Source organism: Edaphovirga cremea, from assembly GCF_003332275.1.
GTDB classification, from domain to species: domain Bacteria; phylum Pseudomonadota; class Gammaproteobacteria; order Enterobacterales; family Enterobacteriaceae; genus Edaphovirga; species Edaphovirga cremea.
Window position 1 is genome coordinate 370366 of record NZ_QOVA01000002.1, and the last position, 23677, is coordinate 394042.

The 23677-nt window shown below is 50.6% G+C and carries 15 protein-coding genes and 1 pseudogene; 9 read left to right on the forward strand and 7 right to left on the reverse strand.

Features of this window, described 5'->3' with window-relative positions; all coding sequences use genetic code 11:
- The first annotated feature begins 6 nt into the window (after positions 1-6).
- Positions 7-435, forward strand: a complete 429-nt coding sequence (gene exbD, locus DRI82_RS04605) for a TonB system transport protein ExbD (protein WP_114192307.1) — start codon at positions 7-9, stop codon at positions 433-435.
- 78 nt (positions 436-513) lie between these two features.
- Here the strand turns inward: exbD and DRI82_RS04610 are convergent, their stop codons facing one another.
- On the reverse strand, positions 514-1332 hold the full coding sequence (locus DRI82_RS04610) for a shikimate 5-dehydrogenase (protein ID WP_114192308.1): 819 nt from the start codon (positions 1330-1332) through the stop codon (positions 514-516).
- Positions 1333-1589: 257 nt separating this feature from the next.
- Between DRI82_RS04610 and DRI82_RS04615 the strand changes: the two genes are divergently transcribed.
- Positions 1590-2069 (forward strand): cold-shock protein, encoded by a 480-nt coding sequence (locus DRI82_RS04615; protein WP_114192309.1) that lies wholly within the window; start codon positions 1590-1592, stop codon positions 2067-2069.
- A 216-nt stretch (positions 2070-2285) separates the two neighbouring features.
- Here DRI82_RS04615 and DRI82_RS04620 read toward each other — a convergent pair whose 3' ends face one another.
- The 5 genes from DRI82_RS04620 to aegA all read right to left on the reverse strand — a co-directional run bounded on the left by DRI82_RS04620 (position 2286) and on the right by aegA (position 11283).
- Positions 2286-5279 carry an RHS repeat-associated core domain-containing protein gene (locus DRI82_RS04620; protein WP_114192310.1) on the reverse strand — a complete coding sequence of 998 codons (2994 nt, stop codon included), beginning with the start codon at positions 5277-5279 and terminating at the stop codon, positions 2286-2288.
- Between the two features lie 261 nt (positions 5280-5540).
- The gene (locus tag DRI82_RS04625; RefSeq protein ID WP_114192311.1) at positions 5541-6389 is read right to left on the reverse strand and encodes a PA4780 family RIO1-like protein kinase; all 849 of its coding nucleotides are present in this window, start codon (positions 6387-6389) and stop codon (positions 5541-5543) included.
- Positions 6390-6571: 182 nt separating this feature from the next.
- On the reverse strand, positions 6572-8722 hold the full coding sequence (gene fdhF / locus DRI82_RS04630) for a formate dehydrogenase subunit alpha (protein ID WP_114192312.1): 2151 nt from the start codon (positions 8720-8722) through the stop codon (positions 6572-6574).
- A 12-nt stretch (positions 8723-8734) separates the two neighbouring features.
- Entirely contained in the window at positions 8735-9253 is a 519-nt protein-coding gene (locus tag DRI82_RS04635; protein WP_114192313.1) for a 4Fe-4S dicluster domain-containing protein, read from the reverse strand.
- A 17-nt stretch (positions 9254-9270) separates the two neighbouring features.
- Positions 9271-11283 carry a formate-dependent uric acid utilization protein AegA gene (aegA, locus tag DRI82_RS04640; RefSeq protein WP_114192314.1) on the reverse strand — a complete coding sequence of 671 codons (2013 nt, stop codon included), beginning with the start codon at positions 11281-11283 and terminating at the stop codon, positions 9271-9273.
- Positions 11284-11769: 486 nt separating this feature from the next.
- Here aegA and DRI82_RS24695 point away from each other — a divergent pair, with 486 nt between their 5' ends.
- Together DRI82_RS24695 and DRI82_RS04650 are read left to right on the forward strand one after the other, a co-directional pair.
- A complete protein-coding gene (locus DRI82_RS24695; protein ID WP_114192315.1) occupies positions 11770-11907 on the forward strand; it encodes a diguanylate cyclase domain-containing protein in 138 nt (45 codons plus the stop codon).
- 73 nt (positions 11908-11980) lie between these two features.
- Positions 11981-12352 (forward strand): annotated as a pseudogene (locus tag DRI82_RS04650) (LysR substrate-binding domain-containing protein); the annotation flags it as partial.
- Positions 12353-12385: 33 nt separating this feature from the next.
- Here the strand turns inward: DRI82_RS04650 and DRI82_RS04655 are convergent.
- A complete protein-coding gene (locus DRI82_RS04655) occupies positions 12386-13354 on the reverse strand; it encodes an acyltransferase family protein (protein ID WP_342768533.1) in 969 nt (322 codons plus the stop codon).
- A gap of 548 nt (positions 13355-13902) precedes the next feature.
- Here DRI82_RS04655 and DRI82_RS04660 point away from each other — a divergent pair.
- The 5 genes from DRI82_RS04660 (at position 13903) to DRI82_RS04680 (ending at position 23438) form a co-directional block, all read left to right on the forward strand.
- Positions 13903-15420: an amino acid permease gene (locus DRI82_RS04660; RefSeq protein ID WP_114192318.1), complete on the forward strand. Its 1518-nt coding sequence runs from the start codon at positions 13903-13905 to the stop codon at positions 15418-15420.
- Between the two features lie 16 nt (positions 15421-15436).
- A complete protein-coding gene (gene arcA / locus DRI82_RS04665) occupies positions 15437-16708 on the forward strand; it encodes an arginine deiminase (protein WP_114192319.1) in 1272 nt (423 codons plus the stop codon).
- Positions 16709-16913: 205 nt separating this feature from the next.
- Positions 16914-18002, forward strand: coding sequence for an efflux RND transporter periplasmic adaptor subunit (locus tag DRI82_RS04670; RefSeq protein ID WP_114192320.1), 1089 nt, complete (start codon positions 16914-16916; stop codon positions 18000-18002).
- Positions 18002-21079, forward strand: coding sequence for an efflux RND transporter permease subunit (locus tag DRI82_RS04675; protein ID WP_114192321.1), 3078 nt, complete (start codon positions 18002-18004; stop codon positions 21077-21079). The genes DRI82_RS04670 and DRI82_RS04675 overlap by 1 nt, the downstream gene beginning before the upstream one ends.
- A 208-nt stretch (positions 21080-21287) precedes the next feature.
- Positions 21288-23438: a carbon starvation CstA family protein gene (locus DRI82_RS04680; RefSeq protein WP_411706012.1), complete on the forward strand. Its 2151-nt coding sequence runs from the start codon at positions 21288-21290 to the stop codon at positions 23436-23438.
- Positions 23439-23677: the final 239 nt, after the last annotated feature.

A 23677-nucleotide genomic window follows, 5' to 3' on the forward strand; every position in this document is an offset into this window, starting at 1 on the left:
TGAATTATGGCTATGCGCTTGAATGAAGATCTGGACGATAGCGGTGAAATGCATGACATCAACGTCACGCCTTTTATCGACGTGATGCTGGTTCTGTTGATCATCTTCATGGTTGCCGCGCCGCTTGCTACTGTTGATGTGCGTGTTGATTTGCCAGCATCGTCATCCAAACCGCAGCCGCGCCCCGAAAAGCCGGTTTTTCTGACGGTGAAGGCGGACAAGCAACTGTATGTGGGCGAGCAGCATGTTACGCCTGAGAATCTGACATCGGTGCTCGATCAAACGACCCAGGCCGATAAACAGACTACTATTTTCTTCCAGGCGGATAAGTCGGTGGATTATGAGACGTTGATGAGCGTAATGGATACGTTGCGTAAATCAGGCTATCTCAAAATTGGGCTGGTCGGCATGGAACAGGCAGGCAGTGCCCACTAAAGAACGTGCAGTCAATATTGAAAAAACGGCTCATCGTATGGTGGGCCGTTTTTTTATGGCAGAAATGATCCGAAACCATTAGCTGCGGGCATGGGCCGCAGCGTCAGCGACCTGTTGATCGCTCGGCCTGACGCCGGTGTAAAGAATAAACTGTTCCACCGCTTGCAGGGCGGCGACTTCAGCACCAGTAATCACTTGCTTACCGTGTTCACGACCATAGATGATGAGCGGTGTTTCTACCGGCAGCGCCACAACGTCAAAAACGATTTTAGCGCGATCGATGACGTCTGGTGCGAAGGCCAGCGCATTGACATCGGGCCCTCCGGCCATACCGATCGGTGTGACGTTAATGACCATGTCCACTGCCAGTTCACCCACTTCAGGATGCCACTTGTAGCCATACGCTTGCGCCAGTGCTTCCCCCGCCTGTTGGTTGCGCGCAATGATATAGCCTTTGCTGTAACCGCCATCACGCAGTGCAGCAGTGACCGCTTTCGCCATGCCGCCATTGCCCCTCAGTGCAAAGGTGCTGTCTTTTGGCACCTGATACTGCTCAAGCAATTTTGCGATAGCGATATAATCGGTGTTATACGCGCGCAGGAAACCCTCGTCATTCACGATCGTATTGACTGACTGAATAGCGGTTGCTGAGGCATCAAGCTCATCGAGAAAGGGAATACAGGCTTCTTTGAAAGGCATCGACACTGCGCAACCACGGATACCCAACGCTCGGACGCCGCCTACGGCAGCTTCAATATCCTGAGTCGTAAAGGCTTTATAGACATAGTTCAGATCGAGAGCCTGATAGAGGTAGTTGTGGAAACGGGTACCGAAATTTCCTGGCCGTCCAGCCAGTGACATACACAGGCGGGTATCTTTATTGATTTCTCTGCTCATGATCGGTGCATTCTCCTCGGGAGTCGATGACGTAACGTCAGTCGTTATATTACGACCATTAAAGCATAATGAAATCACGCAAGCATACTGTTGCATCGTTTCAAGCATGCATCTCCAGCCGGTTGTACCAGTTACCGTTCTCCAGCAAGCGGGCGTTTTCAGCGCCTAAAGACCCCCATTTCCCGCAAATCAGGCGACTTCTGCAGGCTGGTGCATTAAAATAGAGGTTTACGTTGAATGGTTAGGCGGCAAACATAATGTACGGAACAATAACGACCTATTTTGAAGAGAAAGGCTTCGGGTTTATCAAAGATGAAAACGGAGAAAATCGTTATTTTCACGTCATCAAGGTGGAGAACCCTGAGCTGCTGAAAAAAAATGCCTCAGTGACGTTTGAACCCACGACCAACAGCAAAGGTCTTTCGGCCTATGCGGTGAAAGTCGAGCCGGAAAGCAAATACATCAACATTGCGGGTGAAAGAATCAAAATCACCAGCATCAAAACGTTCAAAACCTATACCAAAGACGTTCCTGCCGACGATGCGATTGATAAAGAGAATACGGTACTTTCCGTTGGGCTGTTGATGAACCGTATCCGGCCTAAAGAAGAGGCTGAAAAAGGGGAGACCAAATCCCTGAATATGCTGGATGTCATCACGTTCCAGAATGTGACCTATACTTTTTCTGAACTCGAAGTCGATATTGATGAAACCGTCAAAGCGCTGAAAAGCCTGTAAAAATCGCTAACAGGCCAGTTATTTTTAGCTGGCCTTGAATGCGATTTTCCGTCAACACATCATGTTATTGATTCCTTCTGCATTGAACGGCTGGTTATTGGTGTAACCAGAATTTCTGGCCTTGCTGAAAATGCGATGTGGCCAATTCGTTCACACATTGCGCCATCCGAAATTCATATCGCTTCTCAACTGGCAAAATCTTATCTGTTTCTGTGTTCATCGCCTTCCTCTAACAGTGTTTGCCTTATTCGGTACTGATAAAATGTTAAAATCTATAGGGTGTTGAATTGAAGTCGTCGCTAGAGCTACCGAGCAGGAAGCGCATACTGGAAGATATGAAGTTGCGTTAAGAACCACTTGTTTCTTATCTTCTCTTGACCCTGCTCCGAGTCCTGGCAATGCTGAGAGTAGTTTATAAATTGTTTTTATTTCTGTATCACTTACCCTGGTGCTTTGAGAACCATTAATTGTAAAAGGATAAACAGGCGTTTTATGCGAAGGTTTATGGGCGTCAGTAACCATCATTACGCTCATACCTTCATACTTTAGCGGTTTTGGTGTCGCTCCTTGTTCTCCAGATATTGAGAATATAGCAGGTTGCTTAATATTTCCTTCTACACTTAATACTCCCAAAAAAATATTCTTTCCTGTAACTGAGTATTTGGTTTTATTAACTATTGAAAAAAACATGTCATCATTTAAAGAGAGTAATTCAAGTTTTTTTCTGGCCTCGGTGACATCTTTTATAAGCATCTTCCCTCTACCCTTATCCTCTGCTGAGGTTCCGAAGAAATGCTTCGCTGTATCTGGATCTTGTTTATGCATTGCCTCAAGAATACCCATGCTTCTTATCAAAAATAGCCTGGTCGCCTCAGGAGTAGTCTTTGAACCAATGTCTCCATGTCCTTGCTGTTTGTGGTATGTCTTGACTAATTCGATAGTTTCATCATTTCCTTTTTGCAGATCTTGAAAAAAAAGAGCGCCAATATTATTTAGCTCGCTATGATACTTAGCTAGTTTTGATGTAGGATTGACAGAGTTTGCATTATATAGAGCTCTAACTATATGCTTTGCAAAATCAGTGAATAGATCGCGCATCTCTTTATTGCTATTCCAATCATTAAGACCCCTGCGATCACTATAATTTACCGGATTATTGTGAACCATCCTGAATAGATTGAGCCCATCCACCTCGCGCCCCGGATCTGCATTCAACCACCTGCACAGCCACGGTGCATAATATCGGTAACCGTAATAACACAATCCTGTCTGATCACGTTCTTTGCCTGAATAGCGCAACGTTTTATAATTAGCCTCCACTTGATTGTCAGCCAGCCACACCGCCGTTCCCCCATAGGGATAATATTCCTCCCGGCTAATAAGTTGCCCGGAGCCATCAAGTTCCAGCGTAAGTGACCCAATATTGTCATCCACACCATAACGGGGCTGATTGTTTGTGAGCCCGTCTGGTATCCCCACCGTCCAGTGCAGCACCCGTACATGACTGCGTCCCGCTTGCGTTGTCACTACCTCTAGCGCTTCGCTCGTGGTGCCTGGACTGGTTCCGCTGGCAGACACTGTCTCCTGGTAGGTTTTTCTCAGCTCCAACCCCGGCAGGTATCTCACTTCATTCACCGTCCACAGCGCGCTGCCGCTGTTGGTCAGGCTGCGTGTCTGCTTACGTATCCGGTTTCCATCCCGATACTGGTAGACCTCACGATCGCTGTTATTGATCACACTATCCCGGTCGACCAGCACCACCGTTTGCAGTTGATTATCGGTGTTCCAAATCAGCATGTTGGCCGTATCCGCCGCGGACGTGGAGACCATCTGAAGGTTTTGCAGGTTACCGCTCACGTCAAAATAATCTGTCACCGTATCGGGGGTAACCTCCGCACTGTTTTGTATCACGCTGCGGTTGGATTGCGTATCAGTCACCATTATCTGTTTATAGCTGCTGATTCCCGTGTGGCTGAGAGAACTTAAATTCCCACTGCGATCATAGTTATAATTACGTGTGTAATTGCTATACGCAGAATCCCCAGAAGATAGCGGTAATACAGACGGCAGAGCCGCAGACTGCGTACCGTGTGTGGCACTCTCCCGCCCTGTCGCGCTCTGCAATTGGTAAAGTGTATCGTAACCAAATGTCCGGGTGCCGTTGGTTGTCTGATTACGGAAGTAACTGCGGTTTACTGTACTGTCTGTCACTGTGGTGATATTTCCCACAGGATCATAGGTATAGCTCAGCGCCTGAAGCGTCGACTGGTCGCTGCTGCGCCCCACGGTTATGGACGTTATACGCTGGGTCTGGGGGGCGTAACCGTAGCTGGTCACTACGCCATTACCTGCATTCTCAGTGAGCGGCTGGCCTGCCGCGCTATAGCTCAGCCCATTCAGTAGCATCAATGCCGTCTTATCTGACAATATCAGCCCTTGCTGGTCAGGTGCTCCATACACATCAACGCCCCAGGTCAGGGTGTGACCGGCTGCATCGGTCTGGGCGATTGGCTGGCCGAGGGCATTGGCGGAGGTAATGGTGATGTAATCGGCATCGCTGCCGCTCTCAAGCTGTGCTATCCAGTCGCTCTCAGCACCCTGCCAATCAGGCAACACCTCAGCACTAAGTAAAAAGGTTTGAGACTGGGTCAGAACCGCCCCGGAAAGCGCAATGCTATCAATAGCCTGACGCCCACCATCATCATATTTTCTTACACACACACCGCGCAGATTGTTGTCCTGCGGCGATAGGGTCTGCTCATCGGTATCGCCGTAGATCCATGACTCAGCGTTGCGGGTTGTGCTCTCGTCGCTAGCCAGAATACTGCACTTCAACGGACGGCCCAACACATCGTAGGACCACTGAGTGGCTGTATCACGTCCATCTATGGCCCACACTGGACGGTTTTCACTATCATAAAGCAACACGTTGCTGCCACTGTCGCTACTATTGCGACGGAGCGGCTTACCGTTCAGGGAAGCGAACGTGGACAGGTTAGCGGGTTTCGAGGTATCGACTTGCCAGGCGTCAAAAAGACGAGGGTCACGGTGCTGGGCGGTCAGGGAATTGTTGGATATCAGGGTGTGGGTAACACGGGAATTTGCACCGTCGCCGGCCAATTGACTACAGTAGGTCAGGGTGCGCACTGCTATTCCACGGTTATCTATGACTGAAATGGTTGGGGTCTGGGTGTAAAGGGGGGTTGCCATTGTATTCTCTAGAAAGGATCAGTATTTGTCTGTTGATTCTACGGATTGGAAGGAGAGCTGGGGGGATATTTTCTGCGCCACTGATGGGTAGTTTTTACATAGGATTCAGTTCAGGCGCTTCGCCTCTGCTGTAAACTTGTCTAGATGCTTATTCAGCGTGGAAGTCGATTTTTCTGGGGAGCAACTCACAACATTGCATTAATAATACTCAACTTTCTTTAAAGGCCCGGCGTAAATCCGGGCCTTTGTGTCACTCCGGCATTACTGTTCTTCTTCCCGGCCTTCGCGACGGCGCTCCTGTTCTTCTTCTGCTGCTTTAATCTCTTCAAGGATTGCGCCCACATCAGCGGCCTGATTGCTCTCCTCAAATTTTCCTGTCAGCACGGTTTCTGGCGTCAGTTTACCTTCCTGGTAAAGCGCCCAGATCTCTTTGGCATAACGGGTTTTAAGCAGTGACGGGGCAAATTGACCGTAAAAATGCGTGATGTTATTCACGTCGCGGGCAAACATTCCCGGTGCCAGATTATTGGCTGAGGCGTCAACGGCCTGCGGCAAATCAATGATAATGGGACCCTGTTCGTCCATGAGCACGTTGAACTCGGATAGGTCGCCATGAATCAGACCCACGCAGAGCATCCGCACGATGTATTGCATCATGACGGCGTGATCCCTGATGGCCTCTTCCGAAGTAAAGGTGACGTCACTGAGGCGCGGCGCGACATTGCCATCCGCATCAGTGATGAGTTCCATCAACAGCACCCCATCAAGGCAAATATAGGGCTGTGGAACACGCACCCCGGCATTTGCCAATTTGAAAAGCGCATCGACTTCCGCGTTCTGCCAGCTCTCTTCCTGCTGCTGGCGGCCAAAGCGTGAACCTTTGCCCATCGCACGGGCGCTGCGGCTATTGCGTACCTTACGACCTTCCTGATAATGCACGGCCTGCTTAAAACTGCGTTTGGTGGCTTCTTTGTAAACTTTGGCGCAGCGGATCTCATCGCCACAGCGCACAGTGTAAACGTCAGCCTCTTTGCCGCTTTTTAAACGACTGATAACGTCATCAATTAGCCCGTCATCAACCAGCGGTTGTATTCGATTTGGAATTTTCATGGAGCCTTGTACCCTATTTAAGCTCTCGATGGAATCATTTGGCTGAAGTTTACCGGGGTATGCGAACGAGGTGAACTCAAAGCAGCAAAAACTGCTTTGAATTGACTCATGGGATGCTGTTTATTTATACCCGTCATACCTCGAGTTGCAGATTCAATCCTGCAACTCGAATTATTTAGGGTTTATAACGTAGCAGGAACCGCCTGAAGCAAACGCGTTTTCAGATCGTGATATTGCTGTTCGACATAGTTTTCCGCCCAGCGCTGATCTTCTATGGCTTCAGCGCAAACGGCACAATGCTTAAACTCAGGGGTTTTGGAGACCGGATCGACATGATCCAGCGTCAGCTCATTACAGGCGCCTATCCACCACTGATACGTCATATAAATTGCACCGACATTAGCGCGTTCCGTTACGCTAGCCCGGGCAATAACTTTACCACGACGCGAAGCAACCCACATCAGTGCCTGGTCAACAATCCCCAGTTTTGCGGCATCTTCAGGGTTAATTTGTACATAACCCGGTTCATCCGCCAGCGTTTGCAAAGCAGAGCAGTTGCCGGTCATTGATCGACAACTGTAATGACCCACTTCACGCACGGTACACAACACCAGCGGGTACCGTTTGCTGGTCTGCTCATTAGGCGGGATCCACTCGGCGGAACAGAGCACCCCTTTGCCATCAGGTTTGCTGAACTTATTGTTCTCGTACAGATAAGGCGTTCCGGGATGATCGAGCGTAGGGCAAGGCCACTGGACATAGCCCAATCCGGCCATTTTTTCATAGGTCGCACCGTAGAAATTAGGGCATAGTTCGCGTAGTTCGTCCCAGATTTGCTGGGTATTGCGATATTCCATCGGGTAGCCCATCGCGGTGGCGATCAAGCTGATAATCTGCCAATCAGGCTTTACATCACCTTTGGGTTCGATGGCTTTGTTGAAGCGCTGGAAGCCGCGGTCGGCGCTGGAGTACACGCCTTCATGCTCTCCCCAGGACGTCGCGGGCAGGATCACGTCCGCGAGATAGGCCGTTTTGGTCATGAAAATATCCTGCACGATGACCAGTTCCAGTTTCTCAAATGCGGCACGCATCCCGGCTAGATCAGGTTCCGTCTGGATCGGATCTTCACCGAATACGTAATAGGCTTTGAGTTTGCCTTGCGCTACCCGATGGGGAACGTCGGTAATGGCATCCCCGATGCATTCCGGCAGGGATTCAACGCCCCAGGCGGTGGCGAATTTTTTCCGCGCCAGCGGATCGGTGACACTTTCGTAGCCAGGGAAGGTATTGGGCAGTACACCCATGTCACAGGCGCCTTGCACATTATTCTGACCGCGCACGGGCCCGACACCGACATTCGGCCTGCCCAGATTACCGGTCAGCAGAGCCAGTGAAGAAAGCCCTTTCACCACATCAACTGCCTGTCCCCACTGGGTAACGCCCATACCCCAAAGAATAGTGGCGTTCGGGGCTGCGGCATAGGTGCGCGCTGCGGTGCGGATCGCTTGCGGCGTCAGGCCGGTAATTTCAGCAACAGATTCCGGACTATAGGACGCGACGGTTTGCTGCAACTCGCTGAAGCCCACGGTATGGGCGTTAACGTAATCCTGGTTGTAGAGATTTTCTTCGATCAATACGTGAAGCAGCGCATTCACCAGCGCCATGTTGCTGCCATTGCGCAAGGATAGCCATTGATCGGCAATTCTGGCTGTTTCAATAAAGCGCGGATCGCAGACGATAATTTTTGCGCCTTTGGCTTTCGCTTTCAGCACGCGGCGGGCAACGATCGGGTGCGAATCTGCGGCGTTATAACCGAAAACCAGAATGCAGTCAGTATTCTCGATTTCACCAATGGAATTGCTCATCGCACCGTTGCCCAGCGTCTGCTGCAAACCAGCGACGGAAGGCCCATGACAAAGACGGGCACAGCAGTCGATGTTATTGGTGCCAATCACGGCCCTGGCAAATTTCTGCATCACATAGTTGGCTTCGTTGCCCGGACCGCGTGATGACCCCGTCAGCATAATCGCATCAGGTCCATGCTCTTGTTTGATCGCCTGCAACTTTTCGCTGACATAGGCGATGGCTTCCTGCCAACTCACCGCAACGAACTCCCCGCCACGCTGGTAGCGGATCAATGGCGACGTCAGGCGCGGGGTCAGTAGACGGGTATCATTCAGGAAATCCCAGCCATAGTAGCCCTTCAGGCACAACTCCCCCTGATTGGTTACGCCATCGGCAGGTTGGGCACCGACAATTTCCCCGTTTTCCACCAGCAAATTGATCTTACAGCCGGAACCGCAGTAGGGGCATACCGTAATAATTTTTTCCATGTGCAGCTCCTGTTATCGCATCAAGTCGGGCGAACTACCGATGGCGGCCCGCCGTTTTTTCTCTTGCTGCAAGTGGTGCATATCCGCAGGCAACATCAATTTCAGTGCTCCGGTTGGGCAAACTTCCACACAGGCGGGGCCCTGCGCCCGGCCGTTGCAAAGATCGCATTTATTGGCTTGTGTCTGGTAAGGGCGGCTTGCCAGCAGCTCAACGCTGGTTTTGACCGACATGGCACCGTAAGGGCAGGCCACCATGCAGGTTTTGCAACCGATACAGCGGGATTGAGTCACCAGCACGCTTTCATTCTGGTAACTGATGGCGTCATTCGGGCACGCATTGGCACAAGGGGCATTCTCACACTGACGACACAGGATCGGCGTGGTGATTTGCGGGGTTTTCATCACCTGCAGGCGCGGGAAAAAATTCGCTGGCGAGATCTTGCCGTTCTCGCTGTGCGCAATCACACAGGCTATTTCACAGGTGCGACATCCGATGCACTGGTCGATATCGGCAATAACAAATCGATTCATTGCAGTCTCCTTCTGCCTCAGTGAACGTTCAGATAGCAACAGATGCTTTCGGCTGCCTGACGCCCTTCGGCGATGGCCGTCACGATCAGATCGGCACCGCGAACGATATCGCCACCCGCGAAAATTTTCGGATTACTGGTCTGGAACGGATAAGCCGAGATCCCCGGTGCCACGACGCGCCCCTGTTTGTCGAGCAGTACGTTGTGGTCGGCGAGCCAGTTCATCCGGTGTGGACGGAAACCAAATGCCATCACCACCGCATCGGCAGGAACAACGTGTTCAGATCCGGCAACGGGCACGGCCTGTCGGCGTCCCTGCGCATCCGGTTCACCCATCTCGGTGCGGATCATGCGGATACCCGTCACCTTTCCTTCATTGTTGATTTCAATGCTTTGTGGTTGCAGGTTGAACATGAATTCCGCCCCTTCCTCACGGGCGTTTTTCACCTCTTTTTTCGAGCCAGGCATATTTTTTTCATCGCGACGATATGCGCAGGTAACCTGCAAGGCGCCTTGGCGCAGCGAAGTGCGCACACAGTCCATCGCCGTATCACCGCCGCCCAAAACCACTACCGTTTTGCCCGCCATATTGACGTAAGGCTGACGCTCAACTTCAGGGTATCCCATCAGATTACGGGTATTGGCAATCAGGAAAGGCAGCGCATCGAATACGCCCTTTGCATCCTCATTCTGCAACCCGGAGCGCATGGTCTGATAGGTACCGACGCCGAGGAACAGGGCATCGAACTCGCTCAGCAAGCCTTCCATGGTGACGTCTTTACCGATTTCAGTATTCAGGCGGAACTCAACGCCCATGTCAGTGAACACTTCACGTCGGCGTGACATCACGCTTTTTTCCAGTTTGAATGCAGGAATACCAAACGTCAGCAGTCCACCGATTTCTGGATAGCGATCGAAGACCACTGGCGTGATCCCCTGACGAACCAGAATATCTGCGCAGCCCAATCCAGCCGGGCCTGCGCCGATGATGGCAACGCGTTTACCGGTAGGTTTGACCTGCGACATATCTGGTCGCCATCCCATCGAAAATGCAGTATCGGTGATATAGCGTTCAATATTGCCGATAGTCACCGCACCATGGCGATCGTTGAGGGTACAGGATTGTTCGCACAACCGATCCTGCGGGCAGACCCGGCCACAGACTTCTGGCAGGCTGCTGGTTTTGTGACTCAATTCGGCCGCCTCAATAATGCGGCCCTGACTTGCCAGGGCGATCCAATTTGGGATCTCGTTATGTAAAGGACAGGTCCATTGGCAGATAGTCTGATCGCCACATTTAAGGCAGCGCTCAGTCTGTTCCTGAATCTGTTCTTCAGTGAATGGCTGATAAATTTCCGCAAAGGTGGTTTTACGTTCACACAGCGCAATTTTTGCGGGTTCGAGACGCGGAACACGCGGAATATCCAGCAGATTGGGGGTCGTACGTTTTTTGGGAAGATAGGCACGTTGTGACGGTGCGGTACTTGGCGGCGCGCCATACTGCATGCTGGCATGATCTTTCATCGCCGCCCGCAGACGTTTTTCCCGTTGTTGATCGACCAACTGCTGTTGGGTGGTGAGGCTCAATGCCTGCGTTGGACACGCCCGTACGCAGGCAGGATCATAATTCTGGTCGGCGCACAGATCGCACTTCTGCGCCTCGATTTTTTCATAGGCTTCAGCCAATAAATGACTCGGCGGCAGCACGGTTTCCTTCACGATGGTCATCATGCCAAACGGGCAGGCGACCATGCAGGTTTTGCACCCGATACATTTTTCCTGGATGACTTGCAGACTGTCATTGGCGCGAACGATCGCACCATTCGGACAGGCGCTGGCACAAGGCGCATCTTCACATTGATGGCAGGAAACGACGGTATTGGCTTTATTCCCTTTAATAACCGTCAAACGCGGTGTGAAATACTCACGCTTACTGGGAAACTCTCCTCCATGATGACTCACGACACAGGCTACTTCGCAACTGCGGCAACCAATACAGCTTTCGGCTTCTGCAACAATAAATCGATTCATGACATCTTTTCCGCTACGGTGTGTAGAGACTCCACGCCAATGATAATTATTATTATTTTCGATTGGGCGCATACATAAATAGACCAGTGTAACCCTACCGTTATAGTGGCTATTGTGTTGCTAAAGCAAACAAATTCTGCCTAAAACAAGGGTTGATTCGAAGGTTTGGGCATAACGTGGGGAAAAGCCGCTTCTTTTTGGGAAAGTGCCCTAATAAGCGCGTTTGCACATGATAAAACACTGCCCCTGACAGCCGTAACTCGGCGAGGCGTTACCATGAAAAGGGCAAGGGTGTCGCGAACCTGACAGCTCATTTTTAGCACCTTTGGTGATGCGGTTGACGGCAAATGATCTAGCATAAATACTTATATGCAGCGTTTGCAGAAAGCCGTATTTCAGACGATCTGATTGTCCCGATATCCATCAGAATAAATAATCCCGATGGCTCTTTTTCCGGTGTGGTATTGGAGACGTTGTATTTAGAACATGACGATCAGCGCGGGTGTTCACGTCTGTCAGTCCATTGCTGGAAAAGACTCTCCTTCACAGATGATTGCGACGGCGGACAGTGCGCTTTATCAGGCGAAGCGTGAAGGGAGGAACAGGATCCTCGTGGCAGAGTGAAAGTAAGCGCTTTTGATGGATGGGATTTTTTGTAGATAAATGGAGTTTTTACATCCTCTATCTATCGCGACAGGGAACGCCGAGCACCCTCTGCGAGTTACAACAACACGACTGTATCTACACCAAGGAGCGCGACCAAACGGCAGGGGTGTGGGAACTGGAGAGTGAGGAGGGGAAAAAATCGGTAAAAATATCGGGTCACCTTTCATCCAACAGCGGGGAAATCGTTTTGCAGTGGGCGCTGGAGGGGAAGGGAATTATGCTGCGTTCGCTGTGGGATGTGGCTCCTTTTTTGGAAAACGGCGCGCTGGTCAGGGTATTGCCAGAGTACGCGCAGAGAGCAAACATCTGGGCTGTTTACCAAACCCCGCTTTACTCTTCGGCAAAGCTGCGTGTCTGCGTGGAGTTCTTCACCCATTACTTCAAACGGTTCTCTTTTGAATGATCGAAACCGCTCTTGAAACCCGTATCGGTATGCCTAGAACGTGATGAATTTTGAGGTGAATTTATTCATTAGCAATAGCCGGGAGATAATCACCGACGAAAGGAAAACCAGGATCAGCAGGGTGAATTTCAGTGTGGCGTAATTAAAATCGTAAAGTGTAGTAATAAAATAGAACACGCTGTAATGAACAATATAGACACCAACCATCGCCGGACTGATAAAGGCGACAATGTGTCTGACCAGATTATTTCTTATCACCAGATTATCAAACCAGATAAACAGACAAAGGCTGAGCAGTACCAGATGCGCATGTTCAAGCAAAAACCATGGGGTGGTCTCTTTTGGCGCATGCGTGGACAAGTATTGCTCATAAAAGTACATCGACACCGCCGCTGGCACCAGAATGACTTTTGCCCATAGTGCTACTCTCTGCTCCTTCGTGACTTTCCCACCGCGTTCGGTACCCAGCAATCGGCCAAAAATGTAGTAGGCAGGCCAAATCCACAGACTGTAATAATCAGGTAGGAAAATATTACTGTGCTCATGGGTGACGATATTAACTACATCGACCAGCAGTGAGACTGCAATAATCGCGACGAAGGTCAGGATTGTCCACTTAATATGCGACATGCCTTTCAATACCAACGGATAAAGCAGATAGATAATGACGACGCTGAACAGAATGCCATTCTGCAATAAGTAACCTTTCTTAATCATATCCAAATTAAGAAACAGAAAAATCAAATTCCAAAATACAAGCATAATTAGCAGGGACTTTATCTTTAGGCGCGCTTCTTGCTTTGTAACTTTGTCCACCTCATCCATATAACCGATAATCATAAAGAAAAGAGGTTTTGAAACCAAAGATAAAAAATAGAAAACACTCATGGCATTAGCATGCAGGAAGCAAACATCGGTGCACATGCGACTGGTTGAAAAAAAAGTGACAGCGAAGAAACAGCTCAGACTTTTTAACGCTTGTTGGTTTACGTTGTGCATCATAATGCTATCGCCGGTGAAAAAATCCCATGCAACACCTTGATATAAAACACAATCACCGTCTGGGCTGACGTTAAACACACTGAATGCCCTGACCCATAATTTTGATTGCGCATACCCTTCCTTACGGTTGAATCCTTCCAGTTTACGTTCTTATCATCTTCAAATTTATAGGATAACTTTCTTGAAAACTCAATAGAGCCTTGCCTCGCCTGCGTTGAATTTATCCTTATATTTAGCGCATATACCTTTCGTTTAAGCTTCGATATTTTCAAGGGCGTTATTATCTTGTCGAAGTAGATTGCTCTGTGGGACTAATCTACTGCGGGTATTAATTCTGAGGTCGCATTTCGTTTTTATAATTATTACAGGGAAACGGCTTTCCTCGTAGGGCTAGATGATTTTTTTCTATCATATTTATTACCTTAGCAGGAAAAATGTCCAAATGTGGCTATGCTTGAAATGTGTCTGTAATTCAAACCAGTTATGGCCATTTCTTACGCTAAAAAACGATGTGACTTACAAACTCGCTACTGTTATCGAGGGATGTCATGGCAACTTCAAATGGTAATAAACTCTCCCTATGGTCATTGACGGCATTAGTTGTCGGTTCAATGATCGGTGCCGGTATATTTTCTTTACCAGCCACGTTTGGTCGTGCAACGGGGGGATTCGGGGCGCTAATCGCTTGGTGTATTGCCGGCGGTGGTATGTTAATGCTGGCTTTTGTATTCCAAACATTGGCACAGCGTAAACCTAACCTTGATTCAGGTGTATTCATTTACGCCAAGGAAGGATTCGGTGATTATCTGGGGTTTGCTTCAGCATTGGGATTCTGGGCGGGTACCTGTATTGGTAACGTCTCCTATTTTGTGCTGATCAAATCAACATTGGGAGCATTTTTCCCGGTATTTGGTGATGGCAATACCATCCCTGCCGTACTTGTTGCATCCGTTATTCTCTGGGGGTTTCACATCCTGCTCTTACGTGGGGTTAAAGGCGCAGCTTCTATCAATACCATCGCTACGTTTGCAAAAATAATTCCTATCTTCTGTTTCGTGATCGTCCTGATCTTCGCCTTCAAGGGCGACGTCTTCATGCTGAATTTCTGGGGGTCGCCAGATGCGGTGGCACTGGCCGGTGCCGGGGATTTATCGCATCTGAATGATTACGGCTATGTCGGCCATGCGGCGGCAGCCATTGCCCCGGTTGCCGAACCTGAATCCCTGTTCTCGCAAGTTCGCAGCACCATGCTGGTCACGGTGTTTGTGTTCCTGGGGATTGAGGGTGCCAGCGTGTACTCCCGTTATGCCAAGGAACGCAGCCACGTCGGTATCGCCACGGTGCTGGGTTTCATCGGTGTGCTGTGCCTGCTGATCCTGGTCACCATGCTGTCTTACGGTGTCATGTTACGTCCTGACCTCGCTGCGCTGCGCCAGCCTTCCATGGCCGGTGTACTTGAGGCCATTGTGGGGCGCTGGGGGGCGATCTTTATCAGCGTCGGGTTAATCATCTCTGTTCTGGGCGCGTATTTGTCCTGGTCATTGCTGGCAGCGGAAGTGCTGTTCTCTGCCGCAAAAAGCCAGAGCATGCCGAAAGTCTTTGCAACAGAAAACAGTAAAGCAGTGCCATCTGCCGCGGTATGGCTGACGAACGTCACGATCCAGGTATTCCTGGTGCTGACGCTGTTCAGTGACTACGCATTCCAACTGGCGCTTGAGTTAACCAGTTCACTAACGCTGATCCCGTATCTGTTGGTTGGTGCTTATGGACTGAAATTGGCATGGACGGGCGAAACCTATGAGACCGATAAGACAGGTCACAGGAAAGACCTGATATTCGCCATCATTGCCACGTTCTATTCGCTGCTGATGCTCTATGCCGGCGGACTGAAATATTTGCTGCTCTCGGCCATTATTTACGGTCCTGGCACAATTTTGTACATCATGGCGAAGCGTGAACAGAATGCGAAGTTGTTTAATTCCGCGGAAAGAATTCTGTTTGCCATCGTTATGGTCGCTGCAATTGTTGCGATCTACAGCATTGCCACCGGTGTTATCACTATTTAATTAATTCGGAGCTATTATGACTACCAAGAAATCCGCCGCCGTGTATGGCGTTCATTCTGAAGTGGGTAAACTGCATAAAGTGATGGTGTGCGCGCCGGGCAAAGCCCATAACCGCCTCACCCCCAGCAATTGTGATGAGTTACTGTTTGATGATGTGCTGTGGGTTGAACGCGCCAAACGCGACCATTTTGATTTCATGACAAAAATGCGTGAACGCGGCGTTGACGTGGTTGAAATGCATAACTTGCTGGCGGTGACCCTCGAAAATCCGGCAGCGAAAAAATGGATCCTGGATCAGCAAATTGTGCCCAATGAAGTCTCGCTGGGTATTCTCAATGAAACCCGTAGCTTCCTCGACGGATTGCCACCGCGCATACTGGCTGAAATTCTGATTGGTGGTCTGTCTACCACAGAATTGGCCAAGGAAGGGCATTGCGATAATGAAGAGCTGAAGCTGATCCGCGAAGCGGTAGGCATCACTGAATATCTGCTGCCCCCGTTGCCAAACACGCTGTATACCCGTGATACCACCTGCTGGATTTATGGCGGCGTCACCCTCAATCCCCTGTACTGGCCAGCCCGTCATGAAGAAACCATTCTGACCACGGCTATCTATAAATTCCACCCGGATTTTGCCAACGCCAACATCAATGTCTGGTGGGGGGATCCAACTCAGCACCACGGTACTGCGACGCTGGAAGGCGGCGATGTGATGCCTATCGGCAACAAGACCGTTCTGATTGGGATGAGCGAGAGAACGTCGCACCAGGCGATCACACAACTGGCGGCCTCTCTGTTCTCCAAACCGGATTCAGGCGTAGAGCGCGTGATGATTGCAGCAATGCCAAAACTGCGCGCAGCCATGCATCTTGACACCGTATTCACCTTCTGTGACCGCGATGTCGTGACGCTGTATCCGGCCATTGTGGATCAGATCAAGACGTTCTCGCTGCGCCCGGATGATGGCCCGACCGGCATGAAACTGAGCCGCGATAACGGAACCTTTGTTGAGGCGATCGCCGGTGCCCTTAATCTGGATAAACTGCGGGTTGTTGAAACCGAAGGGAACGACTACGACACCGAACGTCAGCAGTGGGACAGCGGCAACAACATGGTTGCACTCTCTCCGGGCGTGGTATTGGCGTATGACCGTAATACCAAAACCAATACCCAGTTGCGCAAAGAAGGGGTGGAAGTTATTGAAATTGTCGGCAGTGAATTAGGTCGCGGACGTGGGGGCGGTCACTGTATGACTTGCCCACTTATTCGTGATGCCGTCGACTTTTAAGTCATTCTTCACCTCGCATCAGGGGAGTGAAAGCTCCCCTGTCATTACAACCACATACAGACACTTTGAACTGTAACTCCGGTTTACTTTTGACATTCATCATTCGCAGCTATCTGAAATCACCACCAAGAGGTTTAGTGCCAAGGCGGCCCGTAAGACCGACAACGTTTCACCTCCAAAAAATTTGATTAAAAGAGATATCAAAGTGAACATAAAAAAAGTAGTAACTCTGCTCATTGTGCTTTTTCTGACTGCTTGTGATAAACCCGAGCCAGTAGCAACGGATAATGTCCGGCCGGTGAGAGTCTTCAACGTGCAGGACAATGCACAGCAAGGGGCCCGTATTTTCCCTGCGCGGCTGGTTGCCGGGGATGAAACCGAGTTGTCGTTCAAGCGTCCGGGGCAGTTGCAACAATTGCTCGTTCGGGAGGGGGAACAGGTAAAAAAGGGGCAATTGATCGCTGAATTGAATAACACGGATGCCCGTTTGCGCGTGCGCGATCGGCAGGCGACATTCAATCTGGCACAAACCCAATTCCAACGCTTTGCCACCCTGAGCCAGCGCAACGTGATTCCCCGCGCGGAACTGGACGTGCAGCGTGCAGCGCGTGATTCCGCCCAGGCCGCGCTGAAAATTGCCCAGGAAGAGATGTCCTATCTGAGCCTTACCGCACCTTTTGACGGGATTATTGCCCAGGTGCACATGCGGAACTTTCAGGTGGTTGCCCCCGGTCAGGCCGTCGCCACGTTAAGTTCATTGGATACGCTGGATGTGGTATTCAGCATTCCGGAAAGTCTGTTCAGCAATATTGATATCAGTAATCGTAAGTACCAGCCTATCGTCCGTTTGAATAATTTGCCTAATAGAGAATTCACTGCCATCTATAAAGAACACACCACCAATACCAGTGGCGGTTCACTGACCTATCAAATGACCTTCACCATGCCGCGCCCAGCGGATTTACCCATGGTGTCAGGGATGAGTGGATCGGTACAAATCAACATCGGCAATCTTTCTGCCAATGCAGGCCAGCAATCGCTGATCATTGTGCCGGTCGAAGCCGTATTTAATCCGGATACCAGCCAACTGAATAAGGCTCACGTCTGGGTCATTAAAGAGAGCGACGGCAACCTGCACATTGAAGACCGCGAAGTTCAGGTCGGTCAACTGACTGCTACCGGAATTCAGATCACCTCCGGATTAAAAGATGGGGATCGGATCGTTGCTGCGGGTACCGGGGAATTGCGTCCACAACAAGTTGTGCGCGTTTGGACCCGTGAGCGAGGTCTGTAATGAAGCTCACCGACAATTTTATCAATAATAACACCCGGATCTGGCTGGCGATCCTGCTGCTGGGTATCGGCGGTGTTATCGCCTTCCTTAATATAGGTCGGCTCGAAGATCCGGCGTTTACCATCAAAACAGCGGTGGTGGTCACGCGATACGACGGTGCCTCCGCCCAACAAGTTGAAGAAGAGGTCACATTACCGCTGGAGAATGCGATCCAGCAGCTCCCCTACATCGATAACGTAACGTCGATTTCCAGCGTTGGCCTGTCGCAGATCACCATCAATATCCGGGCGGAATATGGCCCGAACGAATTGCCGCAGATCTGGGATGAGCTGCGCCGCCGGATCAATGATACCGCGGTGCGCCTGCCGCCGGGTGCCAGCCCACCCATGGTCAATGACGACTTTGGTGATGTGTATGGCTTCTTCTTCTCTTTGCACGGTTCCGGTTATAACAATCAGGAACTGCGCAATTTTGCGGAACAACTACGCCGTGAACTGGTATTGGTGTCGGGTGTCGGGAAAGTCGCCATCGTCGGTATTCTGCCGGAAGAGGTGCAAATTGAGATCTCCCGTGCGCAGATGACTGCCGCCGGGATCACCCCTCAGCGTCTGTACGATCTGTTGAGTCGCCAGAATGTGGTGTCAAATGCGGGTCAACTGCTGGTAGGGAGTGAGTCAATCCGGCTGCATCCTACCGGGGAGTTTGAAAGCGTCCAGGAACTGGGCAACTTATTGATCAGTCAGCCGGGGAGTCCGAAGAGCGTTTATCTGCGCGATGTGGCAACCATAACGCAGGGAGTGACCCATTCGCCCAATAATATCTACCGGGCCAACGGTCAACCGGCACTCTCCATCGGCGTTTCTTACGCGCCGAATGTGAACGTGATCGTGGTCGGGAACGCGGTCAAGGCACGGCTTGCGCAGTTGGAAGCCGATCGCCCAGCCGGCATGGATATCAGCGTCTTTTATGATCAATCCCATGAGGTGGAAGGCGCAGTCAACGGGTTCATTACCAACTTCCTGCTCGCCCTGCTGATCGTGGTGGGTACGCTGCTGATCTTTATGGGCGTGCGCAGTGGGTTGGTGATCGCCGCTTCCCTGGCGCTGAACGTATTCGGCACGCTGCTGATTATGTTTCTGTTTGGCATTGAATTACAGCGGATTTCGTTGGGGGCGCTGGTCATTGCACTCAGTATGTTGGTCGATAACGCCATCGTGATTGTTGAGGGGGTGTTGATTGGCCGACAACAGGGCGAAAGCACGCTGAAAGCCATCAGTAACGTGGTGAAACGCACCATGTTCCCGCTACTGGGGGCGACGATCATCGCCATTCTGGCCTTTGCACCGATCGGTCTGTCGAATGATGCGACTGGCGAATATTGTAAGTCGCTGTTCCAGGTGCTGTTAATTTCACTGATGCTCAGTTGGTTCACCGCGCTGACCTTGACCCCGGTCTTTATCAAGTGGGTGTTCAAGAACATGAAAGTGCCGGTGCCGAAAGAAAACGAGGAGGCGAAAAAACCTTACGACGGCTGGTTTTTCCGAATCTACCGTAACATCCTCGGTAAACTGTTGCGCCAGCGTACCATCACCCTGTCCATTCTGGCGGCGATGTTGGTCTTGGCTATCTATGGTTTTGGCAGCGTGCGGCAGAGTTTCTTCCCTCCGTCCAATACGCCCATTTTCTTCGTCGATTTGTGGCTACCCTACGGCACCGACATTGCCTATACCGAACAGATTGCCGCCAAGGTTGAGCAACATATCAAAGAGCAGGCTGGCGTCAGCGACACCATTACCACCATCGGTCAGGGTGCGATGCGTTTCATGCTGACGTATAACGCCCAGCGTCAGTATGCCAACTATGCCCAGGTCATGGTGCGTACGGAACAGTTGAACCAGATCCCGCAGCTCGTGGGGCAGATCGAAAGTTATATTCGTGCCAACTATCCGCAGGTAACTGTTCAGGCGAAACGTATTATGTTTGGCCCGTCCAACAACAGTTCGATCGAAGCACGTTTTATCGGACCGGATCCTGATGTGTTGCGATCTCTGGCGTCGGAAGCCGAAAATGTCGTTCTGGCCGATCCCGGTGCAGACGGCGTGAGACATGACTGGCAGGAACGCAGCAAAGTGATCCGCCCACAATTCTCAGAATATCTTGGTCGGGAATTGGGCGTGGACAAACGCGAAGTCGATGGCACCTTGCGGATGAGTTTTGGTGGTGCGACGGTCGGACTTTATCGCGATGGCACCCGGATGATGCCGATCGTGGTGCGGACCCCTGACGCCGAGAGGCTGAATGCCGAGAGCCTTAATGATGTCATGGTGTGGAGCCAAACGCGTCAGGCCTTTATTCCGATCGATAACGTGGTGACCAATTTCAATACCGAATGGGAAGATCCCCTGATCATGCGTTTGGATCGTAAACGGACATTGACGGTGCAAACCGACCCGGCGTCGTCAGGCGGCGAAACCTCAGCCGAACTGCTGCAAAGGATCAAACCTGGTATCGAGGCGATAAAACTGCCTTTGGGGTATGAACTGGAGTGGGGCGGCGATTTTGAAAGTACCCGTGAAGCGCAGGCCGGGCTGTTCACAACGTTGCCGATCGCATTCGTAGTGATGTTCATTATTACGGTGCTGATGTTCAGTTCGGTCAGCAATGCTCTGGCTATCTGGTTTACCGTGCCGCTGGCGCTTATTGGTGTCACGGTAGGCTTCCTGCTGACCGGTATTCCATTTGGATTTATGGCGCTGATTGGTCTGCTGAGTTTGAGCGGCATGCTGATCCGTAACGGCATCGTGCTGGTCGAGGAGATCAATCTACAGCGGAAAGAGAAGCCGCTGGTGGATGCCATCATTGATGCGTCGACTTCCCGTTTACGTCCGATTATGTTGACGGCGTTTACGACGGTTCTGGGACTGGCACCATTATTAAGTGATGCATTTTTCCAGAGTATGGCTGTGGTTATCATGTTCGGTCTGGGCTTTGCGACCGTCTTGACCCTGCTGGTTCTGCCGGTTATTTACAGCTGCATGAACCGGGAGCCGAAAGTCGTAGAAACTGTTGACGCCTAGTTTTCATTTCTTCATGTAGAGCCCAAAGCGCAGCGTTATTACCACGCTGCGTTTTTTTATATTTTTTAAAAGAAAGCCCCCTGAACTACCGCTTAAACCTTCTTTTCAACCGTTCATCCGCCTATGCGACCGCTCAGCGAAATTTCACTTTTTTTCACCGTGTGGAGTGAATAGAGTCGCGCATCTTTGGATCAATGGAGGATGTATAATGAAGGAAAAAATTCTTAAACATGTCCCCTGGATAATTATAGGGTTGATAGGTGCATGCTGTCTGGCTGTCGTGGCGCTCCGCCGCGGTGAACACGTCAGTGCCTTATGGATCGTGGTCTCGTCCGTTGCCGTTTATCTGGTCGCGTATCGGTACTACAGCCTCTATATTGCCCAGAAAGTCATGCAGTTGGATGTCACAAGAGCAACACCTGCGGTAGTGAATAACGATGGATTGAACTATGTACCAACGAACAAAAACGTCTTGTTCGGCCATCATTTTGCCGCCATCGCGGGTGCAGGCCCGTTGGTTGGACCGGTATTGGCTGCGCAAGTCGGGTATTTACCGGGAACCTTATGGCTACTGGCCGGGGTCGTTTTGGCCGGGGCCGTACAGGACTTCATGGTGCTGTTCATCTCCTCACGCCGTAATGGTGCCTCGTTGGGGGAAATCATCAAGGAAGAAATGGGGCCAGTACCCGGCACCATCGCGCTGTTCGGCTGTTTCTTGATCATGATTATCATTCTGGCTGTGCTGGCGCTTATCGTCGTCAAAGCCCTGGCCGAAAGTCCGTGGGGCGTCTTTACTGTCTGTTCAACCGTACCTATTGCGCTATTCATGGGTATTTACATGCGCTTCCTTCGCCCAGGGCGGGTTGGGGAAGTGTCGGTTATCGGTATTATCGCGTTGGTACTGGCGATCTATTTTGGTGGCGTTATTGCCAGCGACCCTTACTGGGGCCCGGCATTAACGTTCAAAGACACCACCATTACCTTCACATTGGTTGGTTATGCCTTTGTCTCGGCGCTGCTGCCGGTCTGGCTGATTCTGGCACCGCGTGACTATCTGGCTACTTTCTTGAAAATCGGGGTCATTGTCGGTCTGGCTATCGGCATCGTTATTCTCAACCCTGATTTGAAAATGCCGGCATTGACCCAATTCGTCGATGGTACCGGCCCGGTATGGAAAGGAACCCTGTTCCCATTCCTGTTTATTACCATCGCCTGTGGTGCAGTCTCGGGTTTCCATGCCCTGATTGCCTCGGGTACAACGCCTAAACTGCTGGCCAATGAATCGGATGCCCGTTTTATTGGTTACGGTGCCATGCTGATGGAATCCTTTGTGGCGATAATGGCGCTGGTTGCAGCATCAATTATTGAGCCTGGATTGTACTTTGCCATGAATACTCCACCGGTGGGATTAGGTATCGTCATGCCTAATCTGCACGATTTGGGCACCGCCGATGCACCGGCCATCATGGCTTCTCTGAGAGAGGCAACGGTTCAGGCCGCAGCAACCGTCAGCTCCTGGGGATTTGTTATTTCGCCAGAACAGATTCTGCAAACCGCCAAAGACATTGGGGAACCTTCGGTACTTAACCGTGCGGGTGGCGCGCCAACATTGGCAGTGGGCATTGCACACGTATTCCACCAAATTATACCTGGCGCGAATATGGGCTTCTGGTATCACTTTGGTATCCTGTTCGAAGCCTTATTCATCCTCACCGCTCTGGATGCAGGGACGCGTTCTGGTCGCTTCATGCTACAGGACCTGTTAGGTAACTTTGTTCCTTTCCTCAAGAAAACAGACTCGTTGGTCGCAGGTATTGTCGGAACCGCCGGGTGCGTTGGATTGTGGGGATATCTACTCTATCAAGGCGTTGTGGATCCGTTGGGCGGCGTGAAGAGCCTGTGGCCTCTGTTTGGTATTTCGAACCAAATGCTGGCAGCGGTTGCGTTGATTCTCGCGACAGTGGTTCTAATCAAAATGAAGCGTGCGCAATATATTTGGGTCACCTTGTTACCGGCGATCTGGTTATTGATTTGTACTACTTGGGCATTGGGTCTGAAACTGTTCAGTGATAATCCACAACTGGAAGGTTTCATGTTCCTGGCGAAAGAATACAAACGCAAAATTGCTGAGGGTGGTGCTGATCTGACAGCCCAGCAAGTCAGTAATATGCAGCATATCGTTATTAATAACTACACCAATGCTGGCCTGAGCATTCTGTTCCTGGTTGTGGTTTACAGCATTATTTTCTACGGTATCAAGACTGCACTCAAAGTACATAAGAACCCTGAGCGCACGGATACAGAAACAGATTATGTTCCTGTTCCTGAGGGAGGAGTGGAAATCTCGGCTCATCATTAAGTTGTATTTCAAGGGAAAATTGTATTAAGCGAAAACCCCTGCATCACAATTATATTGATGTGGGGGTTTTTCGTTTTGGAAAATTCAATTCCTATAACCCCGCCATCATTCACGAGTTGTCTTTCCACAGGCACCATAAAATGCGTCATGCTATTGATATAAAATGATATTTTTTCGATTGTAAACTTTCCCGCAAACGCTGCGCATGAGCGGTACCTGCCTCCCATCATCAATTACTC